Raw genomic sequence first — 16,413 nt, forward strand, 5'->3', positions numbered from 1 at the left:
CCGTTGACTTGTGGCGTGTCGTGGTTAAGAAGGCGCTCAGAACCACGACACGCCACAAGTCAACGGGGGAGGTAGGGGCTGAGGCCGTGCCAGCAGAAGTCGGTCATGTACCGGGCGGCGTCCTCGACGCTCACCTCGGGATGCCAGGTCCGCCACTGCGCGAGCCGCTCGCACGCGCCGATGATGATCTCGGTGAACGCGGCGATCGCCGGCTCGCCCGCGTTCGGGACGAAGGCGGCAAGCACCCCGGAGATCAGCTCGCTCTGCTGCCGGCGGGTCGCCTCCACCGCCTCGACGGCCTCCTGCGACCCGGCCGTCGGCTCGCGCAGCAGCATCGCGAACGACTTGCTGTGCGCGTCGATGAAGCCGAAGTAGGCGGCCATCCCGCGCCACAGGATGTCCCTGGGGTCGGTGGCGCCCGCCATGGCCTTCTGGGTGACGTCCAGCAGCTCGGCCTTGGACCGGCCCACGCACGCGACGAGCAGCCCGTCCTTGGAGCCGAAGTACTCGTAGAGCATCGGCTTGGAGACGCCGCAGCGCTCGGCGATCTCGTCCATTGAGGTGCCCTGGTAGCCGCGCTCGCCGAAGACCTCCTCGGCCACGTCCAGCATCTGCCGCTCGCGCTCCGCGCGCGACATCCGGCGGCGGCGCTGCGGGGGACGCGGTGTGGCGGCACTCACAGAAGAATCCTATCCGGTGGACCTACCGTCAGTAATCTACTCATAGTAACTTACTCCGAGTAGGTTACCGCGAGAGGACGGGATATGAGCGAGCGCGCCCCGGCGATCGTCATCATCGGCTCCGGCTTCGCCGGGCTCGGCATGGCGATCCGGCTGAAGCAGTCCGGCTTCCACGACTTCGTCATCCTGGAGAAGAGCGAGGCCCTCGGCGGGACCTGGCACGACAACACCTATCCCGGCTGCGCCTGCGACGTCCCGTCGCACATGTACTCCTTCTCCTTCGAGCTCAACCCGGGCTGGTCGCGGATGTTCGCCCCGCAGCCCGAGATCCGCTCCTACCTGGAGCGCACCGCCGACAAGTACCGTGTCCGCGAGCACATCCGCTTCGGCAGCCGCGTCGACGCCATGGAGTACCAGGACGACGCCCGCCGCTGGAACGTCACCCTCACCGACGGCACCGTCCTCACCCCCCGCGCCGTCGTCTCCGGCATCGGCGCCCTGCACATCCCCTCCTTCCCCGACCTGCCGGGCATCGAGAAGTTCGAGGGCACCACCTTCCACTCCGCCGAGTGGGACCACTCCTACGACCTCACCGGCAAGCGCGTCGCCGTCATCGGGACGGGCGCGTCCGCGATCCAGTTCGTCCCGCGGGTCGCGAAGAAGGCCGGCGAGCTGGTGCTGTTCCAGCGGACGCCGCCGTGGATCCAGCGCAAGCCCGACTTCCCCTTCCCCAGGCCCGTCCGCACCGTGTTCGACAAGGTGCCCGGGGTCGCCCGCGGGTTCCGCGACGGCATCTACTGGGCGCTGGAGGCCCGCGCGATCGGCTTCACCATCGACCCGCGGCTGTCGGGCCCGCAGGAGTGGCTCGCCCGCTGGCACCTGCACAGGCAGGTCCGCGACCCGGAACTGCGCGCCAAGGTCACCCCGGACTACACCATCGGCTGCAAGCGCATCCTGCTGTCCAACGACTACTACCCGGCCCTCAGCCGCCCGAATGTGACGGTCGAGACGTCCGGCATCGCCGAGGTGCGGGAGCACTCCGTCGTCACCGAGGACGGCGAGGAGCACGAGGTCGACTGCATCATCTACGGCACCGGCTTCAAGGTCGTCGACGCGCTCAACGAGCTGCGCGTCACCGGCCGCGACGGCGTCAAGCTCCAGGAGATCTGGGCCGCCGGCATCGAGGCGCACCGCGGCACCATGATCCCCGGCATGCCGAACTTCTTCATGCTGCTCGGCCCGAACACCGGCCTCGGCCACAACTCCGTCGTCTTCATGATCGAGGTGCAGATCCAGCAGGTGCTCAGCTGCCTGCGGCTGCTGCAGGACACCGGCGCCGTCGCGCTCGAGCCGAAGCCCGAGGCGGCCCGCCGCTTCAACGACCGGATGCAGCGGCGGCTGCGCCGCGCCGTCTGGAACGAGGGCGGCTGCAGCAGCTGGTACCTCGACGACCAGGGCGTCAACCGGACGCTCTGGCCCGGGCACACCTTCGAGTTCTGGGCCGGCAACCGCAAGGCCAAGCCCGAGGAGTACCTCCTCACCCGCTGACCCCGGCGCCCGGCCCGTCACCCGCCGCACGGACGCGCCGGCCGCCGGCCCCGGCGGCCGGCTACTTCTCCGGGGCGAACATCGGGCGGAAGCCCGCGACGAGCTGCCGGACCACCGGGCGCTGCTCGGCGGGCGTGCGGCCGCGCAGGTCGTGGATCGGGTCGAGGCCGTCGTAGTACGGCGCGAGCGCCAGGAACGGCAGCAGCGTGAGGATCATCGTGGCGAGGACCTGCAGGTCGGCGTCCTCGCGGATGCCGCCCTCCGCCTTCCACAGCTCCAGCGTCGGGTGGATGACCTGCAGGTAGTGCTGGTTCGCGGTGTCGCGCACCACCGACCGGACGCTGTTGTCCAGCTCGAAGTTCGTCGCGGCGGTGACGGCCCGCTCCAGCGGGTGGTCGGCCATGTACTCGGTCCAGTCGCACAGCACGTCGAACAGCCACTCGTCGAAGGACTGGTCGAAGTCGACGCGGGCGATCCGCCGCTCCATCTCCTCGCGGATCCGGCGGGACGCCTCGTCGCACACGAACGCGAAGAACTCCAGCTTGTCGCTGAAGTACTGGAACAGCGAGCCCTTGGCGATGCCGGCCTCGCGGGCGATGGTGTTCAGGCTGCCGGTCGAGTACCCGTGCTCCCCGAACTCGCGCATCGCCACCTCGAGCACCCGTTCCCGCTTGGCGACGTTGAGGCGGAACCACGTGGACGTTGGCATGGACCCCTTCGACTTTCCGTCAGGAACCGGTAACCCAGAGGTCAGGATAACGGTCCGTCGCTTCTCATGTGAACCAAACGTCACTCTCGCGCGTCGGCGTTCGCCCCCGTGTGTGCACCCGTGTTCGCATCGGTGGCCGGTTCGAGGTACCGGAGGGTGAACTCGGCGGACGCGAAGTCGCCGCCCTGCGGCGTGCCCGGCCCGACGAACGTGTCCGGAATGCCGTGGTTCGCCGCGTCGTCCCGCGGCCGGTAGCCGAGCCTGTCGTCCAGCTCCCAGAACCGCCGGGCGTTCGCCGACACCGCGTACGCGGCGAGGAACCCCGGCGCCGGGACCGTCAGCGCCGCCAGCACGAACCCGGCGCAGTCCCGGTGGCTCAGCCAGGTCGCCAGGTGGCGCGGCTCGCTCGGCACCGCGTCGAGGCTGCCGATGCGCAGGCACACCACGTCCAGCCCGAACTTGTCGACGTACAGCCGGGCGAGCGCCTCCACCGCGACCTTGCTGACCCCGTACAGGCCGTCCGGGCGCGGCGGCATCTCCGCCGACACCGTCTCGGTGGACGGGTACAGGCCGGTCAGCCGGTTGCTGCTGGCCAGCACCACGCGCCGGACGCCGGTCACCCGCGCCGCCTCCAGCATTCGCTGCGTGCCCAGGATGTTGCCCTCGACCAGCTCCGGGAACGGCGCCTCGTCGCGCACCCCGGCGAGGTGCACGACCGCGTCCGCGCCCGCGATGATCTCCGCCGCGTCCGACAGGTCGGTCCGGTGCACCACCTCGTTCGGCGCCTCGGCCTCCAGCGGCACCCGGTCGGCCAGCACCAGCGTGCCCGCCGCCTCGCGCAGCGGCCCCCGCACGGCGGAGCCGACCCGGCCCGCCGCCCCCGTCAGCACGATCCTTCCCAACGTCATGTCCCGCAGTCTCTCAGCGTGCGGGCGAGCCCGGCGCAGCGGCCTCGTCCGGCGGTCCGCTCCTCGGCGGACCCGCGGATTTATCGCGGCGTGTTCTTTTTGGGCTTCGATAATGCCGGAGTGCGGAGGTCGAAATCGCTGCTGACGCGGCGCTGATTCGTTGGCCCCGACGGTGTCGCGGTGACCGCGCCCGACCGCCGCACCGGAGGTCCGCTGCGTCCGGAGAACGGCGCCGGCTCGCCGGACGCCATGGTCCGAGGGAGGGCTCGGGCCTTCCACGCGTCCCGATGCGCGTTTGCTGATAATGCGGGGTATTGACGGTCCGGCGTAATTCGTCGTCCGCTGACAACCTTTTCCGTGGTCCTTGAAGCGTCATTCGGCAGCTGATTCGATCGCCTCATCGATCGGGATGGAAACCGAGAGGTGGAGGTGGGGGCGGGTGCGCTCACGGTCGGCCGGCGGTGCGGTGTTCGCGGGGCTCGGGGTGGCGGCGGTGCTCGCCGTGTCCGGCGCGTCACCGGTGATCGCCGAGCCCGCGCCGTCGACGTCCCCGTCCGGTGAATCGCCTGCGCCGTCCGACAGCCCCACGCCGACGCCGACCGGCTCGCCGACGGACGACCCGACCACGCCGCCGCCGGACACGGGCACGCCGACGCCCACCGACTCGGCCACGCCCACGCCGACGCAGACCACGACGCCGACCCCGTCGCACACGCCGACGCACCCGCCCGACGATCCGGGCGGGCCGGCGAAGCCGGTGCTGGCGGTCGCGGCGACGGTGTCGTCGGCGACGGTCAGCCCCGGCGGCTCGGTCACCGCGACCGTGCGGGTGTCGGCGACCGGTGCGACCGCCTCCGGGACCGTGCTGCGGGCGTCGGCGACGGGCGGCGCCACGACCGACCCGTCCGAGCAGGGCCTCGGCGGCGTGGGAGCGGGCGGGACGTCCGCGACCGTGACCGTCCGGGTTCCCGCCGACGCGAAGCCCGGCACGATCCGGCTCACCCTCCGGGCGTCGGCGTCGCACGCGGCCACCCGGACCCGGACCTACACGCTCGTCGTCACCGAGCCGTCCGGCGCGCTGCCGCCCGGCATCGGCCCGACCTCCCTGCCGCCCGGCGTCCCGCCGATCACGGCCGCGAGCGTGCCCGGCCTGACCGGGCCGGACGTCGTGCTGCCGCCGGTCGTCGGCCCCCGGACCGCGCCCGCCCCGATCGCGCCGGTGCCGGTGGCGAACCTGCGCGCGCTGCCCGCCGACTCCTCGGACCTCGACGACCTGACGGCCCTGCAGGCGGGCGTGCTGGCCGCGATGGCCTCCTCGGTGGCGCTGCTGCTCCTCAGACTGCGGCTGGCCCGCCGGGAGGGCGTCTCGCCCCGGCGGCCCGGCCGCCTCCACCCGCGCGGCGCCCGCGACCGCCCCGCCGGGGCGCCGGTCCGCCCCGCCGGGCGGCCGGTGCGGCCCGTCCCGCCGCAGCCGGTACGGCCCCGGCCGAGGAAGGCGGACCCGCGGCCCGCGGCGGTGTGGACGGTCGCGTCCTGGACGACCCCGGAAGCGCAGGCGGCGCTGCGCGCCGAGGCCGCGCCCGAGGTGAACTGGCGGGAGCCGGAGCCCGCCGCCAGGCGGCGCCGCGGCCCGCGCCTCGCGCTCCTGCCCGCCCGTGCCCGCTAGCCCGCGGCCCGCAGAGCCGGCGGGGCCGTCAGCGGGCCAGCCGGATCAGGATGCGGCACACCTCGTCGATGATCTCGGCGGCCTCCGCCTCGCCCTCGGCCGTCGCGATCTCCCGGCCCGCCTCGCCGATCACGGTGGTCAGCACCAGGCTCAGCACCTGCCCGGCGCGGCCCGCCGGGGTCCCGGCGGTGCCGTGCAGCAGCTTGGTGTTCTGCGCGATCCAGTGCTGTGCCCGGCTGCGGCGCATCAGCGACGAGCCGGACGGCCCCTCGCCGCCGTGGAACAGCCGCGCCGCCTCCCGCCGCTCCCAGCACACCCGCAGGTAGGCGCGGGCGCCCGCGATGAACAGCGCGATCGGGTCGTCCTCGCCGGCCTTGCGGGCGGCGGACACCGCCCGCGCGGCGCTGTCCTCCTGCTCCTCGGTGAGCTCCTCCCACAGCGCCACGTACAGCCCGGCCTTGCCGCCGTAGTGGTGGTACAGGCTGCCGACGCTGATGCCGGACCGCTCGACGATCTCGGCGATGCCCGCGTCGGCGTAGCCGCGGTCGGCGAACACCCGCTGCGCCGCGGTCAGCAGCGCCTGCCGGGTCGCGTCCGCGCGCGCCCACTGCCGCCGGTCGGGCCCGGCCTCGCCCGCGCCGCCCGCCGGGCGCGTCCTGCTCGTGGTCATCCCCACATCGTGCCCGGATCGCGGCCGGGCCACCAGCACGCGGCGCCGATCACGTCCCGGCGCCGGCCGGCCGCCCCTACCGTTCGCCCTACCGATCGCACCGCCGGACGCAACTCAGTACCAGTGGTGTGCGGACCACCACGACCACGCTCCGCACGGATCGTGGTAGCGGGCCTTGATGTAGCCGAGACCCCACGCGATCTGCGTGGGGGAGCTGGTGCGCCAGTCGGCGCCCGCGCTCGCGAGCTTGGAGCCGGGCAGCGCCTGCGGGATCCCGTACGCGCCGCTGCCGGGGTTGACGGCCCGCTCGTTCCAGCCGCTCTCGTGGTTCCAGAGCGTCAGCAGCGACGACCAGCAGTTGCCCCAGCCCTTGGCCGCGTTCATCTTCTTGCCGTACGCCTTGTTCTGCGCGGCGCTCGGGTTGGACTTGGCGAGCCGCTCCTTCTCCTTCTCGGCCTTCAGCTTCGCGCGGGCCGCCGCGTCCTTCTTGGCCTGCTCCTTGAGCTTCTTCAGGTACGCCTGGTGCTCCTTGTAGGCCCGCTCCTTGGCGCTCGCTATGGAGTCGGCGGTGATGGCGTCCATGTCGAAGCCCTGGAGACGGGCGAGCATGTCGTTGGTCGACACGGGCCCGTTCGCCGCGACCTTCGGCGGGTCGGCCTCGCCCAGCAGCTTGTTCCAGTCGACGAACACCACCGCGCCCGCGAGCACAGCGATGCCCGCGACCGTGATGGTGACGTTGTGGGTGAGCAGCTTCCAGGCGCGCCGCCGCTTCTCGGGGCGGTAGCGCGCGGGCAGATCCCGCGGCCCGCCCCCGTACGGACCGGAAGGTCCGGAAGGCCCGTACGGGTCGGACGAGGCGAGCGCGTCGAGCGCCTCGGGGGACTGCCTCGGCGCCGGGACCCGGGCCGCCCCGCGGCCGCCGGCGCCCCGCTCCGCGGCCCGCCCCCGGCCGCCGCGCCGCTGCTCGGAGCGGGTGCGGCCGGAGGCGGAACCGGTGCGTCTGCGCGTGCCGTGACTCTGTGGCATAGGAGAAGACTGCCTTATCGCCCGGGTCCTGTGTTGTCGATGACGATGTACGCAGGCGATGTCACGGACGGTTCACCGCTCGTCCGGCCGGCTCCGCCGGGGTCACAGCTCGAGGTCGCCGGCCGCGAGCCGGGCCGGCTGGAGCGCCTCGAACAGCGCGCGGTGCATCCCGTCGAGCGGCGCGAGCGCGCCCGCCGGGTCCTCCAGCGCGAGGTTCGCGGCGTTGACCCGCTCGCGTCCCGCCGCGGTGATCCGCACGAGGGTGGCGCGCCGGTCCCGGGGGTGCCGGGCCCGCTCGACGAGCCCGGCGGCCTCCAGCTGGTCCACGGTCAGCTTCACGGTCGTCGGGTGCGTCATCAGGATCCGGCCGAGGGTGCTCAGCCGGGCGTTCCCGGCGCCGATCAGCGCCAGCGTGGTCAGCAGGAAGTAGCCGGTGCGGCTCAGCCCGAACCGCTTCAGCTCGGTGTCGAGCGCCTTCTTGAGCATCTGGTGGAGCCGTTCGACGGAGCTGATCGCCATGAACGGCCACGGCCCGCCGGCCATGCCCTGCCCCGACCAGCGGTCCCTGATGCCGGTGACCAGCGGGTCGACGCCATCCTCCCGGGCTTGTTCCGCGCCTTGCCGCGCCTCGGTACGCACGCCGGAGATCGTAGCTTCTGACAAATCAAGATGTAAGTACTCGCTTTTTAGAACTTGTTCCAATAGAGTGCTCCAGATCACAAGCGGGACGCCTGTGTCCATGTGACCCTGGTGGCCCGCGAGTGGTACCGGTCTCGACCGAGACCGCGGTGGCGCGGCACGCCGGCAGCACAGCAGCGGCGCCCCGTGGTAGGGCAGGGAACCGGAGTATCGGATGGGCGCCGACGTCCGAGAACGAAGGAGGCTGGGATGACCCTTCACGCACCCCCCGCGGGGGAGGGCACCGGCTGATGGCCCTGAGCCTGGCGAAGGCCCCGGACCTGGCACGCAGACGGGTCGAGCGCGCGCTCGACGAGACCGGGCTGCTGTGCGTGACCCTCCTGGAGGGGCTGCGCCGCACCTGGGACCTGCGCCAGTGGTGGGGCGAGTTCGTCGAGCAGTGCTGGTTCCTCGCCCGCGTGACCAGCGTGCCCGTCATGCTGATCGCGGTGCCGCTCGGCGCCACCATCTCGCTGCAGGTCGGCGACATCGCCCGGCAGCTCGGCGCCCAGTCGGGCACCGGCGCGCTGCTGACCGCCGCGATGATCCAGCAGGTGGCCCCGCTGGCCGCCGCGCTGCTGGTCTCCGGCGTCGGCGGCTCGGCCATCACCGCGGACATGGGCGCCCGCAACATCCGCGACGAACTCGCGGCCATGGAGGTCATGGGAATCAACCCGATCCACCGGCTGGTCACCCCGCGGTTGTGGGCGGCGAGCATGGTCTCCGGTCTGCTCTGCTCGGTGGTGATCCTGGCGGGCGTGCTCGGCGGCTACTACTTCAACGTCATCCAGCAGGGCGTCAGCCCGGGCGCGTTCTTCGACGGCGCGACGACCCTGCTGCAGTTCTCGGACCTGGTCATCACGCTGTTCAAGGCGTGGATCTTCGGGTTCATCGCCGCCGCGGTCGCCTGCTACATGGGCATGAACTGCGACCTCGGACCGGTCGGCGTCGGCCGGGCGGTGAACAAGGCGGTGGTGGTCACCTCGATCGTGGTGTTCGCCACCAACTACATCCTCACCATGATCTACCAGGTCCTGTTCCCCCCGAGGTTCTGATGGTCGCCATTTCTCCCGTACGCAGGCTGGGCCGGGCCGTCAAGGGCCGCACGGCCGGGCTGTCGGCCTCGGCCAATCTGCCGATCTTCCTCGGCCGGGTGCTGTACCACCTGTTCGTCGACATCATCGTCCGCCGCAAGTACGGCAAGACGCTCGCCAAGCAGGTCAGCGACATCACCGTCGGCGTCGGCGCGCTGGTGATCGGCGGCGGCATGATCTTCGTGATCGCGACGATGTCGCTGGCCACCGGCGCGATGGTCGGCCTGCAGGGCTACCCCGGGCTGGAACGCATCGGCGCGGAGGCGTTCACCGGGCTCGTCGCCAGCTACTCCAACGTCCGCGAGGTCACCCCGATCATCGCGGGCGTGGCGCTGGTCGCGCAGGTCGGCACCGGCTTCACCGCGGAGATCGGCGCGATGCGGATCTCCGAGGAGATCGACGCGCTGGAGGTCATGGGCATCAACTCGCTGGCCTACCTGGTGTGCACCCGGGTCGCCGCCGGCGTCATCGCCCTGGTGCCGCTCTACCTGGTGTCGCTGTTCATGGCGTTCTTCGCCACCCGGTTCATCACGATCCAGTACTTCGGGCTGTCGCCCGGCATCTACGACTACTACTTCCACCTGTACCTGCCGCCGATCGACGTGTTCTACAGCGTGATCAAGGTGGCGGTGTTCGCGTTCATCGTGATGTTCATCCACTGCTACCGCGGCTACTACGCCGCGGGCGGACCGGTCGGCGTCGGCGTCGCCGCGGGCCGCGCGATCCGGGAGTCCACCATCCTGATGATCCTGATGAACCTGCTCCTGTCGTACATCTTCTGGGGCCACGGCGGCACGGTGAGGCTGACCGGATGAGCGACGAGAGCCTCTCCACCCGCTCCCGGACGATCTTCGGGCTGGTCGGCGCCGGCGTGATCGCGGCCGCCGCGGTCGCCGTCGGGATCTCCACCACCCCCTCGTACGCGGGCTCCACCTACTACGACGCGACGTTCGGCACCGCGGGCCAGGGCCTGGACCCCGGCAAGTCGGACGTGAAGATCCGCGGCATCGCGGTCGGCGGCGTCGACAAGATCAAGCTGGACCGGGACGGCCGGGTCACCGTGAAGATCCGCGTCGACAAGGGGATCAAGGTCCCGGACACGGCCACCGCGACGATCGAGCCGGTCTCGGTGTTCGGGCCGAAGGACCTGGTGCTGGACCCCGGCGCGCACGAGCTGTCCGGCCCGTTCCTCAAGGACGGCGGGAAGGTCGCGAAGACCTCTGACCCGCAGGACCTGTCGCAGACGGCGTGGCCCGCCTACAACCTCACCAAGGCGATCAACCCGGACGAGGTGGCGACGATCCTGCACACCCTCGGCTCCGGGCTGTCGGGCGAGGGCCCCGCGGCGCGCCGGCTGATCCAGAACGGGTCGACGGTGGTGGACGCGACGTACGCCGACCGGGCCTACATCCAGGCGCTGCTGAACGACCTCAACGGCCTGTCGGGGACGCTCGCCGCGCACGGCGACGACATCACCCGCTTCACCGGCGACTTCAACACGCTGTCGCAGGTGATCAACCAGAAGCCCGACAAGATCGACCAGCTGCTGGCGCAGGCCGGCCGGCTCGGCGACACCGTCGGCACGACGATGCGCGGGCACGGCGCGAACATCGGCAGGCTCATCGACAGCGTCGGCGGGGTCGCCGCGACGGTGCACTCCGAGAACGACAAGCTGCCGGTGCTGATGGACAGCCTCAACGGCTTCTTCGGGCTGCTCTCGAGGATCATCCGGATCCCCGGCCCGGAGGGCACCACGATCGCGCAGGCCAAGGAGGCGCTCTCCCTCGACCTGTGCCAGGTCTTCATCGACGTGTGCACCACCGACCCGTTCCTGAGCAAGACCACGGGCACGGCGGGAGGGCGGCCATGAGCCCGGTGCGCGGCAAAGCCGCGCGCGGCCCGGAGTACACCACGATCGCGAAGTTCCTGGTCTTCCTCGTGGTGACCGTCCTGCTGACCTTCTACATCGGGCAGCAGATCCTCGGCACCAGCTTCAACTCCCGCTACCAGCTGACCGCGACGTTCGACGACGTCACCGGCCTGCTCACCGGCGACCAGGTGAAGGTGGCCGGGACGCCGGTCGGCCAGGTGAAGAGCATCAAGGTGGTGCGGGGCAAGGCCGTCGTCGGGATGGCGGTCGACAAGGACGTCCGGCTGCCCGCCGACTCCACCGCCGCCGTCCGGTGGCGCAACGTGATGGGCCAGCGGGTCATCTACCTGGAGCCCGGCACCAGCCCCGCGAGGCTCGGCAACGGCGACCGGGTGCCGCACACCCGGTCGGTGGTGGACCTCGGCGAGATCCTCAACAGCCTCGGCCCGCTCACCCAGAGCCTGGACCCGAACCAGATCAACAAGATCCTCTTCTCCTTCGCGCAGGCGCTGGACGGCAACGAGCAGAACCTCTCGCTGCTGACCGACAACCTCGACGCGCTGCTGCAGACCTTCGAGGCGCGCCGCGACACGATCAAGACGATGATCGACGACTACGAGACGGTCAGCGACGCGATCGCCAAGCGGGACACCCAGATTTCCGCGAGCATCGACAACCTCGCGTCCCTCACCGGCGTGTTCGCCGACAACCGCAAGCTGCTGGAGAACGCGGTCGTGCAGATCTCGGGCGTCACCACCAACCTGAACGCGGTGCTCGGCGGCAACGACGCGCAGCTCGCCCGCATCATCGACAACCTCGGCAAGTTCAGCGAGACGTTCCAGCTGAACGTCGACCAGCTGGAGAAGATGGTGCAGCAGCTTCCGCTGACCCTCCGCGAGCTGTTCGCCGCCGCCAACGGCGGGCACTTCCTGCGCACCAACGCGCTGTGCCTGAACATCGTGCAGGGGCCGTGCCCCTTCCCGATGCAGCTGCCGAAGGCGCCCGGCACCGAGCAGCCGTCCAAGCAGGACCTGGCCAAGCTGAAGGCGATGCTGACGGGGAGTGGCGGCTGATGGCGCTCAAGTCCCTGCGGGACGTCAACCAGCGGCTCGTCGCGATCGTGACGCTCGCGGTGCTCGCCGCCGGGCTGGTCTTCGCGTTCGCGATCGGCCAGCTGCACCTGTTCGACCGCGGCTACACGATGAGCGGCTACTTCGCCGACCAGGCGGGCCTCAAGAAGGGCGACGACGTGCGGGTCGCCGGCGTGAAGTCGGGCCGCGTCACCGGCGTCGAGCCGGACTTCGCGCACGGCCGCGTCCTCGTCACCTGGCACGTCAACGCCGGCATCGACCTCGGCCGCGACACCCGCGCGGAGATCGAGACGACGACGCTCCTCGGCGGCCGCTACCTGAAGCTGTCCGGGCCGGTCGCCAAGCCCTACCTGGCGAGCCTGCCCGAGGCGCGGCGGCGGATCCCGCTGGAGCACACCGGCGTCCCGTTCACCGTCCCCCAGGCGCTGGAGAACACCCAGAACATCGTCGGGAAGCTCGACGAGAAGAGCATGACCAAGCTGCTGACGGAGGTGTCGGCGATCAAGTCGCCGGGCGCGGCGAAGCTGCACCGGATCCTGCAGAACATCCAGGACCTGTCGCGCACGCTCAACGACTCCTACCCGCAGATCCAGAACCTGATCGAGGCGAGCAAGACCATCACCGGCACGCTGGCGAGCAAGGACGACAAGCTGCGCCAGATCATCGACGCCAGCCAGGTGCTGCTGCAGTCGCTGGTGAACCGGCGCAACGAGCTCGCCGCGACGATCGGGCAGGGCAACCGGACGGTCCGCACCCTCGACAACGTCATCTCCAAGAACCAGAAGAAGCTGGACACGCTGCTGGACAACCTGCACCTGCTGACGACCCGGCTGGCGCCCAACATGGACGCCCTGAACACCGACTTCTCGCTGCTCGGCCCGACGTTCCAGCAGGTCGCGAACCTCAAGGGCAACGGGCCCTGGATCGAGGGCGTGCTCACCGGGCTCGGCCCGATCCAGCCGCCCGGACCGATCTCCACGCGGCGGTCGCCCGCCGGGCAGGGAGGCAACTGATGGGCCGGCTCACCCGGGTCTCCCGGCGGACCAGGTCCGGCGCCGCCGCGATCGCGCTGGCGCTGGCCGCCACGCTCGGCGGCTGCTCGCTCGGCCCGTCCGGCGGCGACCGGACGATGACCGTGTACGTGCCGAAGGCGCGCTCGTTCTACCCGCAGTCGAAGGTCATGGTCATGGGCGTCGACGTCGGCCGGGTCGACTCGGTGAAGCAGCTCGACGACCGGATCAAGGTGACGTTCCACATCGGCCGGGACGTCCCGCTGCCGCGGGGCGTGCAGGCCTCGATCGTCCCGCTGAACCTGGTGGGCGAGCGCAACCTGGTGCTGCACCCGGCCTGGAAGCCGGGCGAGCCGAAGGAGACCTCGAACGTCATCCCGATCGAGCGGACGAGCGTCCCGGTCGAGGTGGACGACGCGCTGAACTCCTTCACCAACCTCGCGAACGCGCTGGACCCGACGAAGATGCACACCGCGCTCGGCAAGGCGGCCGACGCGGTGAACGGCAACGGCAAGGAGTTCAACGCCACGCTGGAGCAGAGCGCCCGGCTGGTGGAGAACGTCGCGGGCCAGGACAAGGACCTGATCGAGGTCGCGAAGAACCTCAGCAGGATGGCCGGGGTGGTGCGGGGCCGCGAGCAGGTGCTCGGCACCATGATCCAGGACTTCGGGCAGGCGACGCAGGTGCTCGCCTCCGAGCGCGGCGACCTGCAGCAGTTGATCAGCGCGGTGCTGGACCTGTCCAAGAACGGGGACAAGCTGCTCCAGAAGTACAAGGGGCGGCTGCCCTACGACCTCGCCGTCCTCACCCGGGTGGCGCTGGTGCTGAAGGGCAACACCAAGCAGCTCGCGCAGCTGCTGGACGTGCTGCCGGGCGTCAGCAGCGCCCTCATCGGCGGCTACGGCAAGAAGGACAAGTCGCTGCACATCCGGTTCGCCACCGACGCGTTCGTGCGGACGTGGCTGAAGGGCCTGATGGACACCGACGAGGTCGACTGCCCGCTTCCCGCGCCCAACTCCAACTGTCCCTGGCAGAACGGAGGCAACTGATGGGCAGGAAGGTCGTCTTGCTCGTCCTCGCCACGGTCCTCGCGCTCGCGGGCTGCGACTACAAGACGGTCGGGGCGCCGAAAGGGCACCTCACCCTGACCGCCGAGTTCAGCGACGTGCAGGGGCTGGTCGCCGGGCACAGCGTGAAGATGTCCGACATCACGATCGGCAGCGTCACCAAGGTGCAGCTGGACGGGTACCGCGCCAAGGCGACGCTGTCCATCAAGGACGGCGTCAAGATCCCGCAGGGCACCCGCGCCGAGATCAAGGTGACGTCGCTGCTCGGCGAGAACTACGTGGACCTGCAGATGCCGCCGGGCGCCAGCATGGACCGCGGGCCGTTCCTGGCGAACCACGCGGCGATCACGCAGACCAGCGTGCAGCCGGCGTTCGAGCAGGTCGTCGGGCAGGCGGGGCCGCTGGTGCAGGCCCTCGCCGGCAACGACGTGGCGACCGTCGTCAACGCCGGCGCCACCGCGCTGGACGGCAACGGCACCCGGCTCAACACCACGATCGCGAAGGCGACGAGTTTGCTGAAGATGGTCGCCGACCAGCGCGAGCAGCTCGGCGAGTCGGTCGACCACCTCGCGCGGCTCGGCCGGTCGCTGGCCGCCGGGGACGACGCGCTGAACCAGGCGCCCGTCGAGATCGAGCGCACCACCCGGCTGCTGGACCAGGACAAGCGGAAGATCCTCGGCACCGTCGCCAAGCTGACCGAGGCCGCCCGCCAGCTGAACGACAAGGTGCTGGAGGGGCGGGTCGCCCGGTTCGGCCGGCTGCTGGACGACCTCGACCCCGTCCTCGCGCAGCTCGGCGACAACCGCACCCGGCTGACGAACCTGGTCAACGGGCTGGTGACGTTCACCGACAAGCTGCCGAAGGCCAGCTACGACGGGCAGCTGCTGCTGTACCCGCTGCTGAACATCGTGTGGCCGGACGGGACGCCGGTGCTCGGCGGCGACAAGCCCGCCAAGAAGACGGGCAAGAAGGCGGGCGGCGCCGGCGGCACGGGCGGCAGCGGCGGCACCGAACTGCCGAAGCAGTTCCAGGCGGCGTTCCCGGACCTCGACAAGATCCTGCAGGGGCGGCGATGACCAGGCGAGTGACGATCAACCTGGCGGTGTTCGGCGCACTCGCCGTGATCATGGTCGTGTGGGCGTTCCGGAACGTCGTGCACTTCGACTTCATCGAGCGCCCGTACCACATCACGGCCGAGTTCGAGTCCTCGCCGGGCCTGCACCCGAACTTCGAGGTCGACTACCTCGGGCTGCGGGTCGGCAAGATCGACTCGGTGAAGCTGGACCGGAACAAGGTCGTCGTCCGGCTCGACATGGAGCGCGGGGTGAAGATCCCGCAGGGCGTCACCGCGGCGGCGGCCCGCAAGTCCGCGGTCGGCGAGCCGGTCGTCGAGCTGACCCCGGCGCCGGGCAGGGCGGGCGCCCCGCCGATGAAGCCCGGTACCGTCATCCCGGTGTCGCAGACGAAGGTCCCGCCGAAGTACAGCGACCTGTTCGGCGCCGTCATCAAGTCCTTGGACGCGATCAATCCCGACGACGCGAAGGTGCTCACCCACGAGCTGTCGGAGGGGCTGGCGGGCCGCGAGGACTCGATCCGGCAGATCGTCAACGGCGGCGACCAGCTTACCCGGACGTTCGCGCAGAACACCGAGCTGCTGGACGGGCTGACCAGGGACCTCGGCAAGATCACCAGCGTGCTGAACCGGAACCGCGGGGCGCTCGGCGCGGGCATCGACAACGTCGCGGCCCTCACCTCGGCGCTCGCGCAGATGCGCGGGCAGCTCGCCGAGCTGCGCGACCGCGGCCCCGGCCTGCTGTCCACGGTGAACGACCTGCTCGACCAGACCGGCCCGGACTTCGACTGCACGGTGGACATGCTCGGCAACTGGGGCATCTCCGCCTACAACCCGAACTACCTGTCGGACCTGAAGGCGACCCTCGCGGTCGCACCGGAACTCAAGACCGTCCTCGACAACGTGATCGGGCTGGACCAGGGCAAGCCGGTGCTGAACGTCATCTTCGAGATCACGCTGAAGCGCAAGGCGGCCGAGGAGTACAAGTACCCGCTGCCGCAGCCGCAGCTGGCCACCGTGCCGACCTGCGCCGGAGGCCGGACGCCCGACCTGGACGTCAAGCAGAACACCTACCGGGCGAAGAACCCGGGCGACGTGATCCCCACCCACGATCCCGCGCTCGACAATCCGCTGAAGGCCCGCAACGCCGCGAACAGCGGCAAGGACTCTTCTGGCGGGCCGCCCGTTTGGCTAGTGTACGTTCCCCCGGTTCTGGCACTGATGGTGCTGATCAGGGTCATGATGGGCTCGGTGCCCGTGGTGTCCCGCCTGTCCCGGCTTCGCCGCCGGGGCAAGGACTGACCCCAATTCCGTAGGAGTACCG

The 16,413-nt window shown here is 70.8% G+C and carries 16 protein-coding genes; 10 read left to right on the forward strand and 6 right to left on the reverse strand.

Annotated elements, in window-relative coordinates; translation table 11 throughout:
• Positions 1-59: 59 nt before the first annotated feature.
• Positions 60-680 (reverse strand): TetR/AcrR family transcriptional regulator, encoded by a 621-nt coding sequence (locus tag F8568_RS27040; protein WP_328601035.1) that lies wholly within the window; start codon positions 678-680, stop codon positions 60-62.
• Positions 681-764: 84 nt separating this feature from the next.
• Here F8568_RS27040 and F8568_RS27045 point away from each other — a divergent pair, with 84 nt between their 5' ends.
• Entirely contained in the window at positions 765-2,228 is a 1,464-nt protein-coding gene (locus tag F8568_RS27045) for a flavin-containing monooxygenase (protein ID WP_151596510.1), read from the forward strand.
• A 61-nt stretch (positions 2,229-2,289) separates the two neighbouring features.
• Here F8568_RS27045 and F8568_RS27050 read toward each other — a convergent pair whose 3' ends face one another.
• Complete coding sequence (locus F8568_RS27050; RefSeq protein ID WP_151596511.1) at positions 2,290-2,937, reverse strand: TetR/AcrR family transcriptional regulator; 648 nt, start codon at positions 2,935-2,937, stop codon at positions 2,290-2,292.
• Positions 2,938-3,017: 80 nt separating this feature from the next.
• The gene (locus F8568_RS27055) at positions 3,018-3,845 is read right to left on the reverse strand and encodes an NAD-dependent epimerase/dehydratase family protein (RefSeq protein ID WP_151596512.1); all 828 of its coding nucleotides are present in this window, start codon (positions 3,843-3,845) and stop codon (positions 3,018-3,020) included.
• 439 nt (positions 3,846-4,284) lie between these two features.
• Between F8568_RS27055 and F8568_RS27060 the strand changes: the two genes are divergently transcribed.
• Positions 4,285-5,511 (forward strand): COG1361 family protein, encoded by a 1,227-nt coding sequence (locus F8568_RS27060; RefSeq protein ID WP_151596513.1) that lies wholly within the window; start codon positions 4,285-4,287, stop codon positions 5,509-5,511.
• Positions 5,512-5,539: 28 nt separating this feature from the next.
• Here F8568_RS27060 and F8568_RS27065 read toward each other — a convergent pair whose 3' ends face one another.
• The 3 genes from F8568_RS27065 to F8568_RS27075 form a co-directional block, all read right to left on the reverse strand.
• On the reverse strand, positions 5,540-6,181 hold the full coding sequence (locus F8568_RS27065; protein ID WP_151596514.1) for a TetR/AcrR family transcriptional regulator: 642 nt from the start codon (positions 6,179-6,181) through the stop codon (positions 5,540-5,542).
• Positions 6,182-6,295: 114 nt separating this feature from the next.
• Entirely contained in the window at positions 6,296-7,207 is a 912-nt protein-coding gene (locus F8568_RS27070) for an aggregation-promoting factor C-terminal-like domain-containing protein (RefSeq protein WP_151596515.1), read from the reverse strand.
• A gap of 102 nt (positions 7,208-7,309) precedes the next feature.
• Positions 7,310-7,846: a MarR family winged helix-turn-helix transcriptional regulator gene (locus F8568_RS27075; RefSeq protein WP_328601036.1), complete on the reverse strand. Its 537-nt coding sequence runs from the start codon at positions 7,844-7,846 to the stop codon at positions 7,310-7,312.
• Between the two features lie 290 nt (positions 7,847-8,136).
• Here F8568_RS27075 and F8568_RS27080 point away from each other — a divergent pair, with 290 nt between their 5' ends.
• The 8 genes from F8568_RS27080 to F8568_RS27115 are packed head-to-tail and all read left to right on the forward strand — an operon-like array spanning position 8,137 to position 16,391.
• The gene (locus F8568_RS27080; RefSeq protein WP_151596517.1) at positions 8,137-8,940 is read left to right on the forward strand and encodes an MlaE family ABC transporter permease; all 804 of its coding nucleotides are present in this window, start codon (positions 8,137-8,139) and stop codon (positions 8,938-8,940) included.
• Positions 8,940-9,794, forward strand: coding sequence for an ABC transporter permease (locus tag F8568_RS27085; protein ID WP_151596518.1), 855 nt, complete (start codon positions 8,940-8,942; stop codon positions 9,792-9,794). Before F8568_RS27080 ends, F8568_RS27085 begins: the two co-directional genes overlap by 1 nt.
• The gene (locus F8568_RS27090; protein WP_151596519.1) at positions 9,791-10,849 is read left to right on the forward strand and encodes an MCE family protein; all 1,059 of its coding nucleotides are present in this window, start codon (positions 9,791-9,793) and stop codon (positions 10,847-10,849) included. Before F8568_RS27085 ends, F8568_RS27090 begins: the two co-directional genes overlap by 4 nt.
• Positions 10,846-11,922 carry an MCE family protein gene (locus F8568_RS27095; RefSeq protein ID WP_151596520.1) on the forward strand — a complete coding sequence of 359 codons (1,077 nt, stop codon included), beginning with the start codon at positions 10,846-10,848 and terminating at the stop codon, positions 11,920-11,922. The genes F8568_RS27090 and F8568_RS27095 overlap by 4 nt, the downstream gene beginning before the upstream one ends.
• Positions 11,922-12,953 (forward strand): MlaD family protein, encoded by a 1,032-nt coding sequence (locus F8568_RS27100; protein ID WP_151596521.1) that lies wholly within the window; start codon positions 11,922-11,924, stop codon positions 12,951-12,953. Before F8568_RS27095 ends, F8568_RS27100 begins: the two co-directional genes overlap by 1 nt.
• On the forward strand, positions 12,953-13,999 hold the full coding sequence (locus F8568_RS27105) for an MCE family protein (protein ID WP_151596522.1): 1,047 nt from the start codon (positions 12,953-12,955) through the stop codon (positions 13,997-13,999). Before F8568_RS27100 ends, F8568_RS27105 begins: the two co-directional genes overlap by 1 nt.
• Positions 13,999-15,093, forward strand: a complete 1,095-nt coding sequence (locus F8568_RS27110; protein WP_151596523.1) for an MCE family protein — start codon at positions 13,999-14,001, stop codon at positions 15,091-15,093. The genes F8568_RS27105 and F8568_RS27110 overlap by 1 nt, the downstream gene beginning before the upstream one ends.
• The gene (locus F8568_RS27115) at positions 15,090-16,391 is read left to right on the forward strand and encodes an MCE family protein (RefSeq protein ID WP_151596524.1); all 1,302 of its coding nucleotides are present in this window, start codon (positions 15,090-15,092) and stop codon (positions 16,389-16,391) included. The genes F8568_RS27110 and F8568_RS27115 overlap by 4 nt, the downstream gene beginning before the upstream one ends.
• The last annotated feature ends 22 nt before the right edge of the window (positions 16,392-16,413 follow it).

Origin of the sequence: Actinomadura physcomitrii (assembly GCF_008923205.2) — a bacterium.
GTDB lineage: Bacteria > Actinomycetota > Actinomycetes > Streptosporangiales > Streptosporangiaceae > Spirillospora > Spirillospora physcomitrii.